General features: G+C 64.2%; 18 protein-coding genes. 3 read left to right on the forward strand and 15 right to left on the reverse strand.

Annotated elements, in window-relative coordinates:
* Positions 1–86 precede the first annotated feature (86 nt).
* From J2D77_RS14735 to J2D77_RS14745, 3 genes are all read right to left on the reverse strand, one after another.
* Positions 87–551, reverse strand: a complete 465-nt coding sequence (locus J2D77_RS14735; protein ID WP_207847090.1) for a hypothetical protein — start codon at positions 549–551, stop codon at positions 87–89.
* The gene (locus J2D77_RS14740) at positions 548–1,753 is read right to left on the reverse strand and encodes a nicotinate phosphoribosyltransferase (RefSeq protein ID WP_207847091.1); all 1,206 of its coding nucleotides are present in this window, start codon (positions 1,751–1,753) and stop codon (positions 548–550) included. Before J2D77_RS14740 ends, J2D77_RS14735 begins: the two co-directional genes overlap by 4 nt.
* Before the next feature lie 85 nt (positions 1,754–1,838).
* Positions 1,839–3,230 carry a class II 3-deoxy-7-phosphoheptulonate synthase gene (locus tag J2D77_RS14745; protein ID WP_207847092.1) on the reverse strand — a complete coding sequence of 464 codons (1,392 nt, stop codon included), beginning with the start codon at positions 3,228–3,230 and terminating at the stop codon, positions 1,839–1,841.
* A 50-nt stretch (positions 3,231–3,280) separates the two neighbouring features.
* Between J2D77_RS14745 and J2D77_RS14750 the strand changes: the two genes are divergently transcribed.
* Positions 3,281–3,469, forward strand: a complete 189-nt coding sequence (locus tag J2D77_RS14750) for a hypothetical protein (protein WP_207847093.1) — start codon at positions 3,281–3,283, stop codon at positions 3,467–3,469.
* 74 nt (positions 3,470–3,543) lie between these two features.
* Entirely contained in the window at positions 3,544–3,954 is a 411-nt protein-coding gene (locus tag J2D77_RS14755) for a hypothetical protein (RefSeq protein WP_207847094.1), read from the forward strand.
* A 19-nt stretch (positions 3,955–3,973) separates the two neighbouring features.
* On the opposite strand, the gene J2D77_RS14760 is transcribed toward J2D77_RS14755, so the two are convergent.
* On the reverse strand, positions 3,974–4,570 hold the full coding sequence (locus tag J2D77_RS14760; protein ID WP_207847096.1) for an IMPACT family protein: 597 nt from the start codon (positions 4,568–4,570) through the stop codon (positions 3,974–3,976).
* 145 nt (positions 4,571–4,715) lie between these two features.
* On the opposite strand from J2D77_RS14760, the gene J2D77_RS14765 reads away from it, so the two are divergent.
* The gene (locus J2D77_RS14765; RefSeq protein ID WP_230975851.1) at positions 4,716–5,105 is read left to right on the forward strand and encodes a hypothetical protein; all 390 of its coding nucleotides are present in this window, start codon (positions 4,716–4,718) and stop codon (positions 5,103–5,105) included.
* A 235-nt stretch (positions 5,106–5,340) separates the two neighbouring features.
* Here J2D77_RS14765 and J2D77_RS14770 read toward each other — a convergent pair whose 3' ends face one another.
* From J2D77_RS14770 to murB, 11 genes are all read right to left on the reverse strand, one after another.
* Positions 5,341–6,168 (reverse strand): pyruvate, water dikinase regulatory protein, encoded by an 828-nt coding sequence (locus J2D77_RS14770; RefSeq protein ID WP_207847098.1) that lies wholly within the window; start codon positions 6,166–6,168, stop codon positions 5,341–5,343.
* A 47-nt stretch (positions 6,169–6,215) separates the two neighbouring features.
* Positions 6,216–8,891, reverse strand: coding sequence for a pyruvate, phosphate dikinase (gene ppdK / locus J2D77_RS14775; RefSeq protein ID WP_207847100.1), 2,676 nt, complete (start codon positions 8,889–8,891; stop codon positions 6,216–6,218).
* Between the two features lie 200 nt (positions 8,892–9,091).
* Positions 9,092–11,224, reverse strand: coding sequence for an NAD-dependent DNA ligase LigA (ligA, locus tag J2D77_RS14780; protein WP_207847104.1), 2,133 nt, complete (start codon positions 11,222–11,224; stop codon positions 9,092–9,094).
* Entirely contained in the window at positions 11,221–12,939 is a 1,719-nt protein-coding gene (gene recN / locus J2D77_RS14785; RefSeq protein WP_207847106.1) for a DNA repair protein RecN, read from the reverse strand. Before recN ends, ligA begins: the two co-directional genes overlap by 4 nt.
* 187 nt (positions 12,940–13,126) lie before the next feature.
* Positions 13,127–14,203, reverse strand: a complete 1,077-nt coding sequence (locus tag J2D77_RS14790; protein ID WP_207847107.1) for an outer membrane protein assembly factor BamD — start codon at positions 14,201–14,203, stop codon at positions 13,127–13,129.
* Positions 14,204–14,362: 159 nt separating this feature from the next.
* On the reverse strand, positions 14,363–15,346 hold the full coding sequence (lpxC, locus tag J2D77_RS14795; RefSeq protein ID WP_207847174.1) for a UDP-3-O-acyl-N-acetylglucosamine deacetylase: 984 nt from the start codon (positions 15,344–15,346) through the stop codon (positions 14,363–14,365).
* Between the two features lie 153 nt (positions 15,347–15,499).
* Positions 15,500–17,104 (reverse strand): cell division protein FtsZ, encoded by a 1,605-nt coding sequence (gene ftsZ / locus J2D77_RS14800; protein WP_207847108.1) that lies wholly within the window; start codon positions 17,102–17,104, stop codon positions 15,500–15,502.
* Positions 17,105–17,191: 87 nt separating this feature from the next.
* Positions 17,192–18,628 (reverse strand): cell division protein FtsA, encoded by a 1,437-nt coding sequence (ftsA, locus tag J2D77_RS14805; protein ID WP_207847109.1) that lies wholly within the window; start codon positions 18,626–18,628, stop codon positions 17,192–17,194.
* Entirely contained in the window at positions 18,621–19,640 is a 1,020-nt protein-coding gene (locus J2D77_RS14810) for a cell division protein FtsQ/DivIB (protein ID WP_207847110.1), read from the reverse strand. The genes ftsA and J2D77_RS14810 overlap by 8 nt, the downstream gene beginning before the upstream one ends.
* Complete coding sequence (locus J2D77_RS14815; protein ID WP_207847111.1) at positions 19,637–20,602, reverse strand: D-alanine--D-alanine ligase; 966 nt, start codon at positions 20,600–20,602, stop codon at positions 19,637–19,639. Before J2D77_RS14815 ends, J2D77_RS14810 begins: the two co-directional genes overlap by 4 nt.
* Positions 20,599–21,516, reverse strand: a complete 918-nt coding sequence (murB, locus tag J2D77_RS14820) for a UDP-N-acetylmuramate dehydrogenase (protein WP_230975855.1) — start codon at positions 21,514–21,516, stop codon at positions 20,599–20,601. Before murB ends, J2D77_RS14815 begins: the two co-directional genes overlap by 4 nt.
* Positions 21,517–21,563: the final 47 nt, after the last annotated feature.

Below are 21,563 nucleotides of genomic sequence, written 5' to 3' on the forward strand. Positions count from 1 at the left end.
CTTATGCCGCGAATGGTGCAAAAACGCCAGAGGCCAAAAAGCCAGAGGCAAGGCGCGTGGCCATGGCCTATTTGCAGATGACCGGTTTACAGATGATCGGGGCCACGGGGCGGGACAAAACCATCCTCCTCCTCATCCCCCTCGGCGTAGGCTTCGGCAATGGCGGCTTCATCGTCTTCGATCAGGCGGCGCGGGTCGAGCATGCGCCAGTCGCGCTCCATGGTCGTGGCCGGGGTGGCCGTGAAGTCGTCCAGTTCATTGGCCGAACGCCAGCCATCGTCCCCCGCATCGATCACCTGCGCGTCTTCCCCGAAGGTGAACCACGCTTCCAGCACGTCGCGGGCGGATGCACCCGGTGTGCGGCAGCGTTCGACACTGTCGCGCACATAGGCCCGGGCAAAGGCGTTGGCATGGGCCAGGTCGTGGAAAACGCCAACAGTTTCAAGCGTGTTATCATCCTCCGGGCCGGACAGGTCCAGAATGCGGACCTTCCAGCCTTCGGCCTCTGCCCCGCCGGTGGGCTGGTCTTGCGTGCTGGCGTCTTCTGTCATGGTCCACTTGTCTCCGCCTTGGGGGGCCGGGAGGAGGGGAAAAGAAATTCCCGCCCCATTTTCACCCGTTCCACGCCGTCATAGGCAATAATATCGGTTGTGGCGTACGTCTCGTTCCACCATTCGGGTATATAGGAACCCGTGCCCACCACGTCCACCGGGGCGCGTGCGTCGGCCATGCAGGCGCATTTGGTCACCCCGAAGCCGGATGAGGCGACAATGCGCACCTTGGGGAAGCCCGCTTCGTCCAGGGCTTCGCGCATTTTCCAGATCGCGGCGGCGGATACGCCCGTGCCGATCAGGTAGCGCAGTTCCTTGTCGGAACGAAAACGGCGCAGCGCGCCGGGTGCGTGGCGGTTCACCACGGCGTAGGATTCCTGCGGGTTCAGCCCTTCCATGAAGCGGCCGCCATGCGTATCCAGCCGCACCGACAGCCGCCCTTCGGCCGCAAGGTCGGGAAAACGGTGGCATACGGCCAGCGCGTCGGTAATTTCCTGCCCGAAATAGTCCACCAGCACCACAAGATCGGTTTCGGGAAATTCCTCATGGAACATTTCCGCCGCCCGCACGGTGGATCCCGCATAACCGATCAGCGCATGGGGCATGGTGCCAAGGCCATGGCTGGTTTCGAAAAACGGAGCGACTGCGTCGTTGGCGGTGCCGACAAAACCTATGGCGCCATCGCGCTGGGCGGCACGCCCCCCGACAGAGGCGGCATAGGCCATGAGTTCCTGCATTTCATACCCCGCGCAATGGCGCGCATCCATGGCAAGAAAACGCGTGCGCGGGAGCGAGAGGGCAATCTGGTAGGCGCGGTGGGCGGCAACGCAGGGGCTGCCCAGCTTTTGCAGCAAAAGCGTTTCCAGATCCGCCAGATGAGTGAAGGAACCGGTAATATAGACGAGCGGTTCCCCCGCACCCACCCATTCGCCTTCAGGGTGGACAACCTCCACCGAATACGGGCTCTGGCGTTCGGCCATGACGTTCTGCAACCACGCAAGCATGATCGCGGGGGCGGACACCACCGGACGGCGGATGAAAAACGCATAGGTGACGGTGCAGTCCCCGAAGCGGCTGACAATCTGCCTTGTGCGGTTGAAGTACGAATCGGTCCGGGCGCGAATGTCCGGTTCTGCAAGGGCCGCCGCCGCCTGGGCGCTGGCCACGCCGGGCGGGGGCACGGTGGGTGAGGAAGATGTCATGCGCGGTCTGCTCTTTTTGCCATGGGCACTGTCGGCATGATGGGCATTGCGGGCAGTGGCGTAAAGCCACCACCCGCGTGTGTGATCAGCCCCGGGCGGAAAGCTTGCCCGTCAGTTCCTCGGCAATCAGGAAGGCGAGTTCGAGCGATTGTTCCGCATTCAGGCGCGGGTCGCAGAAGGTTTCGTACCGGTCACCCAGATCGTCTTCCGTCAGGCGATGGGCGCCGCCCACGCATTCCGTCACGTCCTGGCCGGTCATTTCCAGGTGCACGCCGCCCGCGGGCACGCCCTCGGCCGCACAGACCGCGAAAAAGCCCTTGACCTCGCCCATGACGGCGTCGAACGAACGTGTCTTCACTTTCTGCTGAGTGGAGATCGTATTGCCGTGCATGGGGTCGCTCAGCCATGTGACGGCCCGGCCCGTTTCCTTGACCGCGCGCATGAGCGGGGGCAGGAATTCCTCGATCTTCGTGGCCCCCATGCGTGAGATCAGCGTGATACGCCCCGCCTCGTTCGTGGGGTTCAGGATCTCGGTCAGGCGCCTGATATCGTCTACGCTGCTCGTGGGGCCCACCTTGATGCCGATGGGGTTGCGCACCCCGCGCAGGAATTCGACATGCGCGCCATCGGGCTGGCGGGTCCGATCCCCGATCCAGACGAAATGGGCCGAACAGTCGTACCATTCGCCCGATGTGGAATCGACGCGTGTCAGCGCCTGCTCGTAAGGCAGCAGCAGGGCCTCGTGCGAGGTGTAGAACTCGGTCTCATCCACCTGTGCGGAGGACGCCGCATCGATCCCGCAGGCCTGCATGAAGGCCAGGGTCTCGCCAATGCGTTCGGCCATGGCGCGGTAGCGCGATTCCAGGGGCGAGCGCTTGACAAAGCCCAGGTTCCAGCGATGCACCTCATGCAGGTTGGCATACCCCCCGCGTGAGAAGGCGCGCAGCAGGTTCTGGATTCCGGCGGACTGGAAATAACCGGTTTCCATGCGCACGGGGTCGGGAATACGCGCTTCAGGCGTGAAGTCCGGCCCGTTGATGATATCGCCCCGGTAGGATGGCAGGCTGACGCCGTCCACCGTTTCCATGTCCGATGAACGCGGCTTGGCGAACTGCCCGGCCATGCGCCCCATCTTGATGACCGGCACCTTGGCGCCAAAGGTCAGCACAACGGCCATCTGCAACAGCACGCGGAACGTGTCGCGCACGATATCGGCCTTGAATTCGCCAAAGCTTTCAGCGCAGGGCCCACCTTGCAGCACAAAGGCCTTGCCCTGGCCCGCCTGGGCCAGATGGTTGCGCAGGCGGCGCACTTCCCCGGCGAAAACCAGCGGCGGATAAGCGCCAAGCCGTTCTTCCACAGCACTCAGCGCTGTCGCGTCGGGATAGGTGGGAAGCTGCTTGACAGGAAACGAACGCCAGCTGTCCGGCATCCAGGTCGCAGACGTCGGGGTGGGCTGGGTGAGCGTTGCACTCATAACGCGGTTCCTGTCAGTTCCATATCTATGTCTAGGCACATAGTGAGGGGATGGGTGAAAACAACCCGGCGAAGGACGATCCGCCGGAAAGGAGTGCCTTTATGTCCAAAATGCATGAATTAGGCAAATCCGATCTGGCCGGTGCGGATTGCGATATGCCCTGCGCGGTGGCGAGCCATGCGTTCAACAGGGCTCCGGGCCGGAAAGTCTGGATTTTTGTGAACACGATGCCATACTGAAAAAGAAGTCCACCACTGCACCCGATACTGCGTGCGGGGTGGGAGTGTTCCTTTAGACTGCGGGGTGATGCGCGATGGCGCTGCTGCGTGAACGATTTGTAACCGCTACGTGCGGTTTGTGCATGGGCGTCGGCCTGCTTGGCGGCGTTTCTGCCGCGTACGCGGACCCCACCATGATGCCGGACGACAACGTCTCCTTTTCCGAAGGCAATTCGAACTCGAACATGGCGCCCGACAGCACCGCCAGCGCGGGGTCCGAGAAAAAGACCGTGCACGGGCATCGCAGCCTGCCGCCGGGCTACCAGGACGCGCCGTCCATGGATTTCGAACATGGGGACGATCCGGACCATCTGGCCAAGGTGCAGCGCGATTCCGTAACGGGTGCCGATATTTCGCGCTATGGCTCGGCTTACCAGAGTTCCGGCCCGTTCGGGTCCGGCCAGGTGGGCGATTCCACGGGCAGCGGCTGGGTTATTCCGCGCTAAAACACGCCCCTGCGGGTTTTCAGTCTTCCAGCAGATGGATCCGGGCTTGGCCGTTTGTCAGGTCCATGATCCGCGCGGTGATCTCCTCCTGCCGTCCGGCGGGCAGCAGCAGGACGAACTGCGCACCGCTGGCGTCGAACGTCGGGGGTTCGACCTCGACCTCCCATTCGGGTACGCGGCCCTGCATGAGCCCGACCAGCGAAAACGGGCAATGGAAGCTCAGCCGCACGCGTTCGATCAGTTCTTCCTTCGGGGCTTCGCGCAGGCATTCGGCGGCCGTGCCCGCATAGGCCCGCACCAGCCCCCCTGCACCCAGCTTGATCCCGCCGTACCAGCGGGTTACGACAACCGCCACCCGGTCCAGCTTTTGCGCCGTGATGACCTGCAGGATAGGCCTGCCCGCCGTGCCCGAGGGCTCGCCATCGTCATGGCAGCGGCAATGCGGTCCGACCTGCCAGGCCCAGCAATGGTGCGTGGCCTCGGGCGCGCCTGCCGCCACGCGGGCTATGAAATCTTCGGCCTCCGCCACCGAGCCCACGGGCATGGCGTTGGCCAGAAACCGGCTTTTCTTGATATCCAGCTCCGCTGAAAAGGGGCCGGTAAGGGTCTGGGTCATGGGACAGGCATACAATCTCGGCCCGTGGCGCAGCAAGGGCAGGCGGGCCTACTTGCAGGGCCTGTGGGTGTGCCCATATTGCGGCTATGGACCAAAGAATGGCAATGTTCTGGCCAGACGCCAAAGCAAGAGGGACTTATGGGGCATGATGCCGTTACGCCGTAAAAAACCGGGCCTGAAAATATGGATGGCGCTGGCCAGCCTGTGGGTGTTCGCCCTGCCGGTGGTGTCAGGCAATGTCGCCATGGCGGATGACGACTCGGACGGGGAGGGCGTGCATACCCCATCGGAAATGCGCAGGCTTGCCGCCAAGCCGCCGCTGCCCCGCGCGCAGAGGGATTTTGCCAAATACAAGTTTCGCCCGCCCGGCGACAAGGTGATGGAACAGCCTGAAAACAACCGCCTGCTGTTCTGGACACAGGATGGCAAACCCGATGGCTACGCCCAGCGGCGCGGCAGCAGTGTCATTTACTACAACGCCCAGGGTCAGGCCACGCAGATCCAGCACCTGACCGCCGCCGAAATGGCGGAATAGAGGTAAAGATTTGTGGAATAAAGATAAAAGTTTTTGGTGAAGCTTTTTTTTCAAAGAGCTTCAAAGACCCTCACCGTTTTGAAAAAAGGCGACACCCAAAAACTTTTATCTTCTGAAACACGCTTCAGGGCGGCTGCCCTGTTAAAGTGCCCTTATGGCGGCCGGAGCGATCGGGCCGCACTTTTCTGCCTGAAATTCCTGGGCCGGCACCGTCCGACTTCGAGGGCGGCAGCCCCTAGTTGTTCATATCCACGAGATCAAGAATGGCGGCCGATGTCTCCTCGATGGAGCGGCGCGTGACATCGATCACCGGCCAGTTATGGCGGCGGCACAGCCTGCGCGCCCAATGCAGTTCTTCCTGCACTTTTTCCAGATCGACATAGGCGTAATCCGCGGCCGAGGCAGCCTGTCGCCCGCTCGGCATCATTTGCGAAAGACGGTTGCGGCGGATCTCAATCAGCCGTTCGGGGTCGATCGTCAGCCCGATCACGGGTCTTTTGGTGGTAAAAAGCGGGGCGGGCGGTTCAAGCCCCATGACCAGCGGCACATTGGCGGCTTTTATGCCCCGGTTGGCCAGGTAAAAGCAGGTCGGCGTTTTCGATACACGTGAAACACCCACCAGGATCACATCCGCGTTGTCGAGCCCCTTGGTCTCCTGCCCGTCATCATGGGCCAGCACGTAATGCATGGCCTCAATGCGCTGGTAATAGCTTTCATCCATGATGTACTGGCCGCCGGGGTGGCGGGTCGCGGCTTCCCCCGTTTCCTCGGTCAGGAAGCGCAGGGCGTTGTCCAGCACGTCCAGCAGGCGGACCTGCATGCTGGCACACCCCGCCTCCATATCGGCCTGCAGGGTCGGGTCCGTCAGGGATGACATGACCGGCCCGCGATCAAGCGCGATATTGCGCAGCACGCGCCTGAGCTGGATCTGGGTACGAATAAGGTTCCAGTGCCGCAGCCTGACATCGGTATTGGGGAACTGCGCAATGCAGGCCCGGGCAACCGAATCGAGCGTCTGGCCTGTGGCTTCGGAAACGAGATGAAGGGTGAGTTTGTTTTGCATGATGTCTGATTGAAAATGGCCGCCCCAGCAGGGCGGCCATTATGGTCTCAGGCCTTGACAGCCTTGTTGCGGCGTTCGGCAAGGGCGGCCTGGGCCGCGGCCAGCCGGGCCACCGGCACGCGGAAAGGCGAGCACGAGACATAGTCCAGCCCGACTTCCTCGAAGAAGGAGATCGAGAGCGGGTCGCCACCATGTTCGCCGCAGATACCCAGCTTGAGGTCCGGCTTCGTCGCACGGCCTTTTTCCACACCCATGCGCACCAGAGCGCCTACGCCCTCACGGTCGATGGAAATGAAGGGGTCTTGCGGCAGCAGGCCTTTTTCCACGTATTCCGGCAGGAACGAACCCGCGTCATCGCGCGAAAGCCCCAGCGTGGTCTGCGTCAGGTCATTGGTGCCGAAGGAGAAGAAATCGGCACTCTGGGCAATCTGGTCCGCCGTAATGGCCGCACGCGGCAGTTCGATCATGGTGCCGATAGTGTAGGTCAGCTTGGCCTTGCGTTCGTCCAGCACGGCGTTCAGCGTCGCCTCGCAGGCTTTGCGCACCAGATCAAGCTCAGCCTTGGTGCCCACCAGCGGGATCATGATTTCGGGAATGACCGCCTTGCCCGTTTCAGCAGAAACGTCCAGTGCCGCTTCGGCAATGGCGCGCACCTGCATGGCGTAGATCTCGGGGTAGGTGATCCCCAGACGGCAGCCGCGATGACCCAGCATCGGGTTGGCTTCAGACAGGGCAGCGCGACGGGCCCGCAGGCTTTCCACGTCCTTGCCCAAGGCCTTGGCAATTTCAGCCAGTTCGCTTTCGCCATGGGGCAGGAACTCGTGCAACGGCGGGTCCAGCAGGCGCACGGTCACCGGCAGCCCCGCCATGATGCGGAACAGATCGGCGAAGTCGGAACGCTGGAACGGCAGCAGGGCATCGATCGCCTTGGCACGCGCGGCTTCGCTATCGGCCATGATCATCTGGCGCACATGGCCGATCCGGTCGGGGCCGAAGAACATGTGCTCCGTACGGCACAGGCCGATCCCTTCCGCACCGAAGCGGCGGGCGGTCTGGGCGTCTTCGGGTGTTTCGGCGTTGGCGCGCACGCCAAGGCGGCGCACGGAATCGGCCCAGCCCATAAGGGTTGCGAAATCGCCCGAAAGCGTGGGCGGAATGGTCGGCACGCGGCCGTTATAGACCGCACCCGTGCCGCCATCGAGCGTGATCCAGTCCCCGGCCTTGAGAACATGGCCATCCACGCTCAGCGTCTGGGCGGCGTAATCCACGGCAATGCCGCCGGCACCGGCCACGCACACACGGCCCATGCCACGGGCAACCACGGCGGCGTGCGATGTCATGCCGCCACGTGTGGTCAGCACACCGCGCGCGGCGTGCATGCCATGCACGTCTTCGGGGGAGGTTTCGATTCGGACAAGGATGACATCCTCACCCTTGGCCGCACGGTCTTCCACATCCTCCGCGGAGAAGGCGATGACACCCGTCGCAGCCCCGGGGGAGGCAGGCAGGCCGCGCGTCAGCAACTGGCGCTGGGCCTTGGGGTCGAGCACGGGGTGCAGAAGCTGGTCGAGCGATGCCGGAGGCACGCGGGTTATCGCTTCCTCCTGCGTAATCAGCCCTTCCTTGGCCATGTCGATGGCAACACGCAGGGCGGCGGCGGCGGTGCGCTTGCCCGAACGGGTCTGCAACAGGTACAGCTTGTTGGCCTGCACCGTGAATTCGATATCCTGCATGTCGCGGTAGTGGCGTTCAAGCAGGTCACGAACCTTGAGCAGTTCCTGATAGGCGCCGGGCAGGACCGTCTCCATGGGGGACTGGCCTTCGACCGCGCGGCTGGCCGCCATGGGCTGCGGCGTGCGGATACCGGCCACCACGTCCTCGCCCTGGGCGTTGATCAGATATTCGCCGTAGAAAATGTTCTCGCCCGTGGACGGGTCACGCGTGAAGCATACACCCGTGGCGCAGTCATCGCCCATGTTGCCGAACACCATGGACTGCACATTGACAGCCGTGCCCCAGCTTGCGGGAATGTCATGCAGCCTGCGGTAGGTGTTCGCACGCGGGTTCATCCACGATCCGAACACCGCACCGATCGCACCCCAGAGCTGATCCTTGGGGTTTTCGGGGAAAGCCTTGCCGGTCTCGCGCTCGACAATCTGCTTGTAGCCCTTGACGACTTCCTGCCATTCCTCGGCGCTCAGCGCGGTATCGTCATGCTTGCCGGTCGCGCGCTTGACCTGTTCGAGCAGGTCTTCAAAGCTGTGATGGGCCACACCCAGAACGACGGAGCCGTACATCTGGATGAAACGGCGGTAGCTGTCCCACGCGAAACGCGCATCGCCCGAGGACTGGACCAGCCCTTCGACCGTGCTGTCGTTCAGCCCCAGGTTGAGGACCGTATCCATCATGCCCGGCATGGACACGCGCGCACCCGAGCGGACGGAAACCAGCAGCGGGGCCTTGGCGTCACCAAAACGCAGGCCCATGGCCTTTTCGATCAGGCCCATCGCCGCTTCGAGCTGGGCTTCCAGATCGGCCGGATATTTGCGTCCGTTTTCGTAAAAGGCGGTGCAGACCTCAGTGGTGATTGTAAACCCCGGGGGCACGGGCAGGCCGATATTGGCCATTTCAGCCAGATTGGCGCCCTTGCCGCCTAGAAGATTGCGCATTCCGGCGTTGCCTTCGCTCTGGCCCGCACCGAAACTGTAGATCCACTTGGTCATGTTTGCCGTTCACTTCATTGTTGTGTGCAGCAGGGCCACAATCCCGGATGTCAGGGTGGTGTGTGTACCGGGGTAAGGGGCCGCATTGCGCACGAATTTTTATTTTTGGTTCTGGACGACGAATATATCCACCCTTGACGTCACCATAACATGCCGCAATTTCCCGCGTCGAGCAATCTCTGCACCAAAGCTGTCCCTTATCAATCCGTCGGTGCAGGACTGCTGTTTCGGCTATTGCAGAAGGCGTTCCATTCTGCCTCGTCCATGGTCTGGATATTCAGTTCCAGGGCCTTTTTCGCCTTGGAGCCCGCTTTTTCGCCCAGAACGACCAGATCGGTCTTTTTCGACACCGAGTCCGAAACCCTGGCTCCCATGCGTTCGGCGGTGGCCTTGGCTTCCGGCCGGGTCATGGTCAGCAGCGTGCCGGTAAACACCACCGTCTTGCCCGCCAGGGCGCCACTTTGCGGTGCGACCTCATCCGTAATGTCCAGGGCTTCGTGCAGTTCCTCAAGCGTGGTGCGGTTGTGCTCCTCCGCCACGAAAGCCACCAGATCCTCGGCCGTGGTGGTGCCGATACCTGTAATGGAGCCCAGTTCCAGCCGCGCGTCCGAACCGATGATGGATGCTGCCTGCATCTGGGCCAGCCAGTTCGCGTAAGACCCGTAATGGCGGGCCACCAGCCGGGCATTGCTCGCCCCGATGCGGCGAATGCCCAGCGCGTAGATGAAGCGCGAAAGTTCTATGGTGCGCCGGCTTTCTATCGCGCCCAGCAGGTTGGCGACGGATTGCTCGCCCCAGCCTTCGCGCTTTTCCAGTTCGGCGGCATGGGTGTGCAGCCTGAAAATATCAGCCGGGGTGCGGATCAGCCCGGCTTCGTAGAATTCGCGGATACTGCGTTCCCCCAGCCCTTCGATATCGAAGGCCTGGCGCGACACGAAATGGATCAGCCGTTCCACGACCTGCGCCGGGCAGGTCAACCCCCCCGTGCAGCGGCGCACGGCCTCGCCTTCGGGGCGCAGGGCCAGCGCGCCGCAGGCCGGGCAATGGGTGGGGAAAATGTAGGGTGCCGCGCGGTCCGGCGCGTCCAGGGCGCCCGGGGTAACCCCCAGCACCTGGGGAATGACATCGCCCGCGCGCTGGATAAACACCCGATCGCCCGGGCGGATATCCTTGCGGGTAATTTCATCCTCGTTATGCAAGGTCGCGCGCGTGACCAGCACACCCCCGACATTGACCGGGTCCAGATGGGCAACGGGCGTCAGCGCGCCGGTCCGCCCGACCTGGATTTCGATCTCGCGCAAGGTGGTGGTGGCCTGTTCAGCGGGGAACTTCCAGGCAATGGCCCAGCGCGGTGCGCGGCCGGCAAAGCCCAGCCGTTCCTGAAGGGCCAGGTCGTCTATCTTGTACACGACGCCGTCGATATCGTAGGCCAGGGCGGCGCGTTCGGTGCTGACCTGATCGAAGAAGGCTTCCGCCTGTGCGGCCCCTGCGATCCGGCGCGAGAGCGGATTGACCGGAAAACCCCAGTCCTGCAACTGCTGCAGGTAAGCCCAGTGGCTTTGCGTGGGTGCGGCGGAGGAAAACCCCAGCGCATAGGCAAAGAGCGAGAGCGGACGTTCGGCCGTAATGCGTGCGTCAAGCTGGCGCAAGGACCCGGCGGCTGCGTTGCGCGGGTTGGCGAACAGCCTTTTGCCCGCTGCCTCCTGTGCTGCATTCAGGGCCAGGAAATGCGCCTTGGACAGGAACACCTCGCCACGGATTTCGATCAGCTCGGGGCAGGGACCGGCCAAGCGGTGCGGCAGGTCGCGCAAGGTGCGCAGATTGGCCGTGACATCCTCACCCTCGGCACCGTCACCGCGCGTGGTGCCACGGGTGAACACACCGTTTTCGTAAGTCAGGCTGATGGACAGCCCATCGATCTTGGGTTCGCCCACCAGGGTCAGATGCTCGGCCCCTTCAGCATTCAGGCCCAGAAAACGCGTCGCACGGCTTATGAACCCTTCGAAATCCTCCCGGTCGAATACGTTGTCCAGCGAGAGCATGGGAACAAGGTGCCGGTGCTTGCCAAAGGCGCTGTCGGGGGCTGCCCCCACGGCCTGGGCGGCGCTGTCCTTGGGTTCCGCATCCGGGTGCAGGGCGGCAATGGCGTTGTAGCGCTGGCGCAGCCCGTCATAGGCGGCGTCGCTGATCTCGGGGGCATCGTGGCGGTAATAGGCCTCGTTATGGTGGGCCAGCAGGGTGGCCAGATGGGCCAGTTCGGCGCGGGCCTGTGCGCTGTCCAGTTCCTCGGGCGGGAGGGTGCGGATTGCGTCTTCCTGATCGGGCAGGGTCATGCGCCGGACCCCAGCAGGCTGGCTGCGGCCGCGCGGGCCGCGTCTGTTATGGTATCGCCTGCGAGCATCCGCGCAATTTCTTCCTGTCGTTCTGTGTGGTTCAGCGGTGTTGCGTGGGTCTGTGTCTGGCCGTTGCGGGTCTGTTTGCCAATACGCAAATGGGCATCCGCGCTGGCAGCCACCTGCGGGCTGTGCGTGACAGCCAGAACCTGCACATTCTGCGCCAGCCGGTGCAGGCGTTCACCAATGGCCGCCGCCGTAGCCCCGCCCACGCCCGCGTCGATTTCATCAAAGATCAGCGTGCCAATGCCCGACTGCCCGGCCAGCACCAGCTTGAGGGCAAGCATGAGGCGCGACAGTTCCCCGCCTGATGCCACCTTGGCCAGCGGGCCCGCTGGCTGGCCCGGATTGGCGGCGATCAGGAATGTCACCTGCTCCACCCCATGCCGGCTCCACTGTTCGGCGGGCAGGGGCTGGATTTCCACCAGGAAACGCGCCTTTTCCAGCTTGACGGGCTTCAGTTCCGCCGTAACCGCCTGTTCCATCCTGCGGGCTGCGCGGGTGCGGGCGTCAGTCAGCAGGCGGGCGGTTTCGATATAGGTGGCGCGGGCCTCCGCCGTGGCCTTTTGCAGGGCCTCAAGCTGGGTGGCGCCGTTTTCAAGCCCTGTCAGCCGCGCGGATAACGTGGCCAGCAGCCCGGCCAGGTCATCCACCGCCACATTATGCTTGCGCGCTGCCGTGCGCAGGGCAAACAGCCGCTCTTCCGTATCTTCCAGCAGGCGCGGATTGGCCTGGGTATCGGTCGCCAGGCGGGAGAGCAGGTTTTCGGCCTCCGCCAGGGCATTTTCCGCGTTTTCCAAGGCGGTGAGCGCCTCTGTAGCCAGGCTTTCCTGCGTGTCGGGCTGGGTGGGGGTGGCAGCCCCGGCATTGGGGAGAAGGCGCAGCAACGCACGGCTGGCAGCCCGCAGGGCTGCTCCCGGCCCGGGATTGCGGCGATCGCGCGATGTCAGTTCCGAAAGGGCGGCGGCTACGGCCTCACCCCGTCGTTCGGCCTGTTGCAGGCCGTGGCGCTGTTCGGCCAGCAGGCTTTCCTCTCCCGGTTGAGGGGCCAGGGTCGCCAGTTCGTCTACCGTGTGGCGCAGCCATTCTTCCTCGCGCGCGGCCTCATCCAGTTCGCGCCGGGCGGTTTCCAGTTCCGCGCACAGGTTCTTCCAGGTCTCGAAGGCGCGCGCGACATCCCCCGCCAGCGATGGTTTGATGCCGTAGGCATCCAGCAGGCCGCGATGGGTGGTGCTGTCCGCCAGCCCCATCTGTTCATGCTGGCCCTGAATTTCGATCAGCGTCATGGCGATACGGCGCAGCAGGGCAAGCCCCACAGGCTGGTCGTTCACCCAGGCGCGCGAACGCCCTTCCTTGGAGATCACGCGGCGCAGGACCAGCGGATCGCCTGCTTCGGCCGGAATGCCCTGTTCGTCCAGCATGGCAAAAGCAGCATGTTCCGCAGGCATTTCGAAACACGCGGTCACCCGGGCCTCGGTCGCTCCGGCGCGGACCAGGCCGGCATTGCCCCGCTCGCCCATGGCAAGGCCCAGGCTGTCGAGCAGGATGGACTTGCCAGCCCCGGTTTCCCCCGTCAGGGCCGTAAAGCCGGAATGAAGCGACAGATCAAGCGCTTCAATCAAAACCACGTCTCTGATGGAAAGATTTGTCAGCATCGCGACATCCGGCGTCCCGCTTCCTACCCTGTTGACCAGGATTTCCCGCACCCTTCATGCGCAAGCGGTTCGGCACGCGCCTGAATGGCAAGGGCACCTTGCTCCTGCTGCCGTACGGGCAGCTTTTTCGCACATCTGTATGTTCTTGTTACGTTCCTATTTCAAGAAAAAAGAACGTGACACAGCTTTAATTGAGCACGCGTGACTGCGTCACCGGTGCCGGAGCGGGGGCAATGGTCGGGGCGGGGGGCTGCGCGTCGTCGGAGGGGGCGGGTTCCGCCTTCACGGGCGTGAGCGGCGCTTTCTTGAGATCCGTCGGCGCATTCGCCCCGGCAGCCCCGTGGCCGTCATTCAGGGCGGTGGGGGCCGGGGCCTGGGTTTTCTGGGCCTCTGGCGTGCCGGGCTCGGGCGGGTGCGGTGTCAGGGTAGCACCTGCGGGCGTGCCGGGCAGGGGCAGCTTGTTGCTTAGCGCGTGATGGTATTTCAGCTTGTCGTAAGCATAGGCATACCATTCATTGCCCGGATAATTGTAGCCCAGCACCGTGGCGGATTTGCGGGCCTGGTCGGTCAGGCCCAGGGTCAGGTACACCTCCACCATGCGTTCCAGCGCTTCGGGCACGTGGTTGGTGGTCTGGAAGTCCTGCACCACGCGCTGATAGCGGTTGATGGCACCTTCGTAATTTTTTTCGCGCTGGTAATAGCGGCCGACCAGCATTTCCTTGCCGGCCAGATGGTCGCGGCACAGATCGATCTTCAACTGCGCGTCACGGGCGTATTTGCTTTGCGGGAAGCGGGTTATCACTTCCTCCAGCGCGTCCATGGCTTCGGCCGTGCCCTGCTGGTCGCGCTGGACATCGGCAATCTGTTCGTAAAAGCACAGGGCGCGCAGGTAATAGGCATAAGCCGCGTCGGTGCTGGTCGGATGCAGGCTGATAAAGCGGTTAAGCTGCTGGACCGATTCCGGATATTTGTCTTGCAGGTAGTAGGCGTAGCCTTCCATCAACTGCGCATTGGGAATGTAGCCGGAATACGGATAATTCTGTTGTAGGACTTCAAATTCAAGGGCCGAAAGCGCGTAGCGGTGCGTTTGCAGCGCATCGATGCCGTTATTGTACAGCGTTTCGGGCGGTGCGAGCTGGGGCACGGCCTGTGGCTTGTCGGACTTGAACAGGCCGCAACCCGCAAGCCCGCCGAGCATGATGGTGGCAAGAAGACGGGACAGACCAAGACGGGCTGGCGAAGCTTTTACAGAAATATCAGACATACCGGCTCGCAGATAGAGACAGGGTCTTATAGCATGCCGGCTGGTCAAGAAAAGTCAGGAAACAAAGTTTGTCAGCGGTGCATGGAAAAAAGGCAGTTCCTGAAAAATAATGCGTGCAGGGCCCGCCCGACCCCTGCAAGTCCAGGCACACACCCGCACTCACGCCGCGGCAACAATGGCCTGACGGTCCGATGCGTAGGCCCAGGCGCTTGGGTCGGCAAAAAGCTTGTGCAGCACCTGATTGTTCAGCCCATGGCCCGAACGATGCCCGCGGAAATGGGCCGTAAGCGGGCCACCTGCCAGATAAAGATCGCCCACCGCATCCATCACCTTGTGGCGGATGAATTCGTCCGGGCAGCGCAGCCCGCCGGGGTTGAGAACCTGGTCGTCATCTACCACCACGGCGTTGTCGAGCGAGCCGCCGCGGGCAAGCCCGGCCTTGTGAAGGGCCTCGATTTCGGCCCGTAGGGTAAAGGTGCGGCTGCGCGCAAGCTGCTCGCGGAAGGCCCGCGCACCCAGGTCCAGCGTATAGCTCTGGTGCCCGATGGCGCGCGCCGCGAAATCGATGCTGAGCGAAAGATGCAGCCGCCCGCCCGATGCGGGCAGCAATTCGACAAATGCATCGCCCTGTTCGACGCGAACAGGCTTGAGAACCTCGATCATCCGCCGGGGTGCGCCTTGGGCCACGGTGCCCGCGCAGTCCAGCAGGAAGACGAAATCCGCCGCCGAGCCATCGAATACGGGAATTTCCGGGCCGTCCACCAGCACGCAGGCATTGTCTATGCCGCAGCCATGGAAGGCGGCCATCAGGTGTTCGATGGTGGCAATACGGTTTTCGGGGCGGGCGCTTTCACCCAGCACCGTGCTCAGGCGCGTTTCCACCACAGTGTCGTAGCGCGCGGGCAGGGGGGCGGCATCCGCCAGGTCGGTGCGCTGGAACACAATGCCATGGCCCGCCGGCGCCGGCTGAAGGATCAGGCGAATGCTCTGGCCGGTATGCAGCCCCGTGCCGGAGGCCGAAATGGGCTGGCGGAGCGTTTTCTGCACCGCCAGGGCAGGCTTGCCCCGCAGTGGAAATGCAGCAGAGTTCCGCGTTTCCGCCGTAATGGAAGAAGGGGGCGGTTCCCTCAGCAGGCTGTCCATCATCTGGGTATCCCAAGTCTAGATGGCCGAAATATCTGTAATAATGCTTAAAGCCCGGCACCGACCAATGCGAGTCAATGATTATTGCGTTCTATTACATAAAAAAAGGGCCGCCCGAGGGCGGGGCGGCCCAAATTATGAATAAAAGATGACCTAGCGCCTTAAAAAAGTCGGAATTTCCAGCCCGGTTTCTCCCTCACCCGGGCGCAATCCTTCATTCTGTTCTGCCTGACTGACGGATGGGCGGGTCTGGGGGGCGGGTTCCTGCCGGGGATCGGTGCCCGGATTACGCCGGAACGCACCGGTTACGCGACCGAACAGGCTGCGCGATGCGGGATCCTGCTGCGGGTAGGGGGCCGGGCGCGGCGGTTCGGTAAACAGGTTCGCGTGCTTGGACGCAGCAGGTGCCGGGGCAGGCTGCAGCCGGGCGGCACCTGCCTGCCCGGGCACGGAATGCGCGGGCGGGGCCGATGCGTTGGGCATGCCCGTGCCGGAAATATTGCCCGGATAGGCGTTGCCCGCAAATGGCCCGCCTTGCCCCATGCCGGGCTGCGGTGCGGGCTGCTGCCCGGCCATCGGCGCGCCTAGGGGGGCACCCATCGGGGCCCCCAATGGGGCTGGATTGGCGCGCTGTGCAGCCGGGGCATGCTGTGCGGCGGGGTCGAACTGCGGTTGGGCGGGTGCCCCACCCTGCGGGGCGGCATTGGGGTGGCGTGCCATGGGGGCTTCGGCCTGCGGGGCCATCTGCGCATGGGGCTGCATGGGGGCTGCCTGCGTTCCCGCGGGGGGGGTGTCGATGCCCGTCGCAACCACGGAGACGCGGATACGCCCGTTCATTTTTTCATCGATCACGGTGCCGAAGATCATGTTGGCTTCTTCGGGCACTTCCGCGCAGATGCGGTTGAACGCCTGCTCGGCTTCGAAGAAGGTCATGTCCTCGCCGCCGGTCACGTTCACCAGCAGGCCCTTGGCGGTAGCCATGCAGGTGTCTTCCAGCAGCGGGTTGGAAATGGCCCGCTCGGCGGCTTCCACGGCGCGGTTTTCGCCCTCGCCCTCGCCCGTGCCCATCATCGCCTTGCCCATTTCGGCCATGACGCTGCGGATATCGGCAAAGTCCAGGTTGACGTAGCCCTGTTCGATCATCAGGTCCGTCACGCCGCGCACGCCCATGTTCAGCACTTCGTCCGCCAGCTTGTAGGCTTCGCGCAGGGTGGTGCGTTCATTGGCGATACGAAAGAGGTTCTGGTTGGGGATGACGATCAGCGTATCGACATATTGCTGCAGGTCGCGAATACCGTCCTCGGCAATGTCGGCGCGGCGCTTGCCTTCATATTTGAACGGCTTGCTGACCACGCCAATGGTCAGGATATTCCGCTCGCGCGCCATGCGGGCAATGATGGGGGCAGCCCCCGTGCCGGTGCCGCCACCCATGCCCGCGGTAATGAACACCATATGCGCGCCGTCCAGGTAACGGGCGATTTCATCGGCCGCTTCTTCGGCTGCCGCCCGCCCGACTTCGGGCTTGGCCCCGGCACCCAGGCCATGGGTCAGGTGCGGGCCGAGCTGGATACGGTTATCGGCCAGGCTTTTGGCCAGACTTTGCGCATCGGTATTGGCGACGACGAATTCCACCCCGTTCAGGCTGGAGGCGATCATGTTGTCAACCGCGTTCGTGCCGCCGCCGCCAACCCCGACAACCGTGATTTTCGGGGAGAAATCGTCATGCGTCTGGGGCGGGACAGTGAGGTTGAGCGTCATGGGCGGCTCCCGAATGTTAACGGGGTTATCTTGAAGGGTCGCAAGACCGTTGTTGGCACAAAGTCTACCAGTGTTCCTGTCGCCAGATCAAACCCTCTCGCGTAGAAAAGCGACGAGTTTACGTAAAAAACCACTTGGCGCCGCCTCACGGAATTCAACATCGCCGCATGGGCGCTCGGCACTGGCGGCCCAGAACAGCAGCCCCGCCACCGTGGCGAACCCGGCGGCGGCGGCGGTATTTTCGGGCAGGCCGACAATGTGCTTGGGCCGCCCCAGGCGCACCGAGCGCGTAAAGCTGGCGCCGCCCGCGCGCCCCATGGTGGTGGGGGCGCCCAGTATGCGCTCGGCCAAGGGGCGGATGCCTTCAAGCAGCGATCCGCCGCCGGTCAGCACGATCCGCCCGCCTGCCGCCATGCCCAGCCCGGCACCGTCCAGCTTTTCGCGCACCAGTTCCAGCGTTTCCTCCATGCGGGGGCGGATGATCCGGCCAAGCTGCGCGCGCGATATCTGTTCGAACTGCGGCACGTCATTGCCCAGCAGTTCCACTGTCACAAGCTCGTCTTCCACATCGGCGGACAGATCGGCACTGCCATACACTGTCTTGAGCCGCTCCGCATTGTCGAGCGAGGTGCTCAGCCCGCGTGCGATATCGCGCGTGACATGCAGCCCCCCCACACCGATCTGGGCGGTGTGCAGCAACTGGCCTTCCCCGAATACCGCGAGCGATGTCGTCCCGCCACCCAGATCCACCACCGTGGTGCCCAGGTCGCGTTCATCGGCATCCAGCACCGACAGGCCCGACGCCAGGGGGGAGGACACAAGGGCCTCCATTTTCAGCTCGGTCCGGGCCAGCACGGTTTCCAGGTTGAGCAGGGCCGTGGTCGCCGCATCGATGATATGCAGCCTTGCCCGCAGCGTTTCGCACAAATGGCCCCTGGGGTCGGACACGCCCTCGGTATCGTCCACCGTGAAGTCTATGGGCAGGGTGTGAATGACCTCGCGCCCCTGTACGGCCGCCTGCACGCGCCCTTCGGTCACGACACGGCGGATATCGGCTTCCGTCACCACGCGCCCGCCAATGGGCCAGTGTACGTTGAACAGGCGGCTGGCCGGGTGCCCGCAGGACAGGTTGACCACAACCTTGTCTATGGGCCGCTCGGCCATGGTTTCCGCCTGCGCGACGGTGGCGCGGATCGCGGCTTCCGCATCGCGCAGGTCGGTGATCGCACCGTTGCGCACCCCTGCGGACTTGCGCCAGCCATAGCCTGCCACCCGCAGGGCGCCGTTGGGTTCCCCCTTGCCGATCAGGCAGGTGATCTTGCTCGACCCGATATCGAGCACGGCACTGTAGCCGCTGCGCCATTGCGGCACGTGGCGTTTTTTCTCGCTGGGGGGCAGGGGCAGTGCACCTTCCGCCCCGCCCACATGCAGCGACAGGTTGGCCGATGCCGTACCCCGCTTGCGTTGCAGCCGTTCAGACAGTTCGGAGGAATTGGGGGAGGGTGAACGCGCCGTGTCATTCATTCTGTGTATCCTCCGGTGCTTTCTTCTGAACGGCTTTCGCCGGGGCATGGGCCGCATGGGCCGGGCCCTCACCCATGGGCGCCGCCACCGGGTGCCGGGCCGCAGGCGTGCCGGGCGGGGTATCGGCTGCCGGGTGTGTCGTCTCGGCCCCGGCCTGCATGTCCGCTTCTGCCTGAGTGTCCTTGCCGGGCTGGGCGTCATTCGCGGGGGCGGGGCGTTCGCGTATGGTCAGCCGGTCGGGCAGGCGCATGTCAATAAACGCCACCGGGCGGTCAAGCAACTGTGTCGTGGTGTTCAGTTGTGCCAGGCGGTGGATGGCCGCCGTTTCCTCCCCCTCAGGCAGCAATATGGTCGTGCCGTCCCGCAGGGTCAGGTTCCAGCGCCGGTTGCTGACGCGCACGGCCGCCGTCACCCGCGCCTTGAGTTCGGGTTCGAGGGCGACCGTCTCGATCAGGGCGGTCGCGGTTTCGTTGGCCCCTTCGCCCACTACCAGCGGCAGTTTTGTAAAGGCCTGGGCGTCCTTGCCGTTGGCGCCCTGGTCCGGCACGGGCTGGCCCTGGCGGTCGATCAGCGTGAAATGGCCCTGGTGCTGCCACACGGCATAAGGGGGGCGCTCGACAATGGAGACATCGATCTCCCCCGACAGGTGCCGCGCGACCGTGACATGGTCGATAAAGGGCAGCGCGTTCAGCCGATCCCGCGCGCCTGAGACGCTGAAGCTCAACACCGGGTCGCCCACCGAAATGGCAAGGGCGCGGCGTATGGCGGCTTCATCCGTCAGTTGCGCGCCTTCGATATTGATGGCGGTCACCCGCAGGGCGTTGGCGCCGAGCAGCCTGGTCTGCAAGGGCGCAAGCCGCGCCTGCATGGAGGGAAGCTGCAATGCCCTGTACGCCGCCCCGCCCAGTGCGGCCAGCACCAATACCCCCGCCAGTGGCCGCACAAGCTGCTTCTGCCGTTTCAGAAACAGCTTCAGGCGCGATGGACGGTCCGGGGGGGTAAGGGGCCTCATGTGCGGCAGGCGGCCTGCTCAACCAGCCAGTTGCACAGTTCGGGGTAGGGAATGCCGCAATAGGCCGCCTGTTCGGGCAGCAGCGATGTTGCGGTCATGCCCGGCTGGGTGTTGACCTCCAGCAGCACAAGCTGCGGGCTGTCGGGGTTTGTGTCGTCCAGCCTGAAATCCGCGCGGGACGCCCCGGCGCAGCCCAGCGCCTGATGGGCCGCTACAGCGACCTCCAATGCCTGCTGTGCGGCCTTGGGGTGGATCTGCGCAGGCAGGACATGGCGCGACCCGCCTGCCGCGTATTTGGCGGTATAGTCGTAAAAATGGCCATCCGCACTGGGGGTGATGTCGGTTATGGTCAGCGCGCGCGTGCCCATGACGCCCACCGTGATTTCACGCCCCGGAATAAAGCGTTCCACCAGCGCCTGCGTGCCGAATGTCCAGTCCCGCACGATGGCGGGGCGGGAATTGGAACCCGGGCGGATAATGGACACGCCCACGGACGAGCCCTCGCACACGGGTTTGATCACGTAAGGGGCGGGCAGGGGGTCTTTTTCCGCCAGTTCGGCAATGTCGATCACCCGGCCTTCGGCCACGGGCAGGCCGGCTGCCAGGAACACGTTGCGGGCGGCGGCCTTGTTCATGGCAGTGGCCGAAGCCCGCACGCCCGAATGCGTGTAGGGAATGCCCATCCAGTCCAGCACGCCCTGGATGCAGCCATCTTCGCCAAAACGCCCATGCAGCGCATTGAACACCACGTCGGGCTTTTGCGCCGCCAGGGCGGTGACCAGTTCGGCCAGATCGGCCCCCGGGTCCAGCGTGCTGACGGTATAGCCCAGGCTGGCCAGTGCCTCCCGCGCCCCCTTGCCAGAGGACAGGCTGACCTCCCGTTCGGAGGATATGCCGCCCATCAGCACGGTGATGCGCTTTGCCGGTGCCCTGGGGGTTTGCGGTAGGGTCGGGGCTGTCATTGCGGCGTTGTCTCCATCCGGCCGAGCCGCTTGATTTCCCAATGCAGGCTTACGCCGGAATGCCGGGCCACACGCTCGCGCACCTCATCCCCCAGGCCTTCCAGGTCGGCGGCACTGGCCCCACCCAGATTGATAAGAAAATTGCAGTGTTTTTCGCTGACCTGCGCATCGCCCCGGCGCAGGCCACGGCAGCCCGCCGCATCGATCAACTCCCACGCCTTGCGTGTGCTGACGGATGCATCGGGGTTGCGGAAGGTGGAGCCCCCCGTGCGGGCGCGTACGGGCTGGGAGTCCTCGCGTGCGGTGCGGATACCCGCGATACGGCGCGCGATCTCCGCACGGTCGTCGGGGGTGGCGTGCAGGCGCGCACGCACCACCACAGCCCCTTCGGGCAGGCCGGAACGGCGGTAGCCAAAGCGCAGACCCGCGTTATCGAGGCGTAGCAGCGCGCCGTCGCGGGTAATGACCTCCGCCCAGTCCAGCACGGCGGCCATGTCCGAACCGTAAGCCCCCGCGTTCATGCGCACGGCCCCCCCGATGGAGCCGGGAATGCCGGCCAGGAATTCCAGCCCCCCCAGCCCGGCCTGGGCCGCGTGTTCGGCGATCGTCGCGTCCAGGCAGGCGCTGCCCGCGACAATGCCATCGGCTTCGATGGTGATATCGGCAAAGCCCCGGGCCAGGCGGATGACAATGCCTTCCAGCCCGCCATCGCGGATGATCACGTTCGAACATGCCCCCAGCGTGGTCACCGGCAGTTCGGGCGAAAGACGGCCGAGCACATAAGCCAGGTCCTGCGCGTCGGCTGGCTGGTAGAGCCATTCGGCAGCACCGCCCACCCTGAACCAGGTGCGGGCCCCCAGCGGGGCCTGTGGCGTCAGCCGCCCGCGGGCGGCGTCGAACGCGTGGCGCACCATGTCGCCCAGCACGGGGTCGCCTGCGATGGACACGTCATTGGCGGAAG

It is taken from the genome of Acetobacter garciniae, from assembly GCF_017377735.1.
Classification (GTDB): domain Bacteria; phylum Pseudomonadota; class Alphaproteobacteria; order Acetobacterales; family Acetobacteraceae; genus Acetobacter; species Acetobacter garciniae.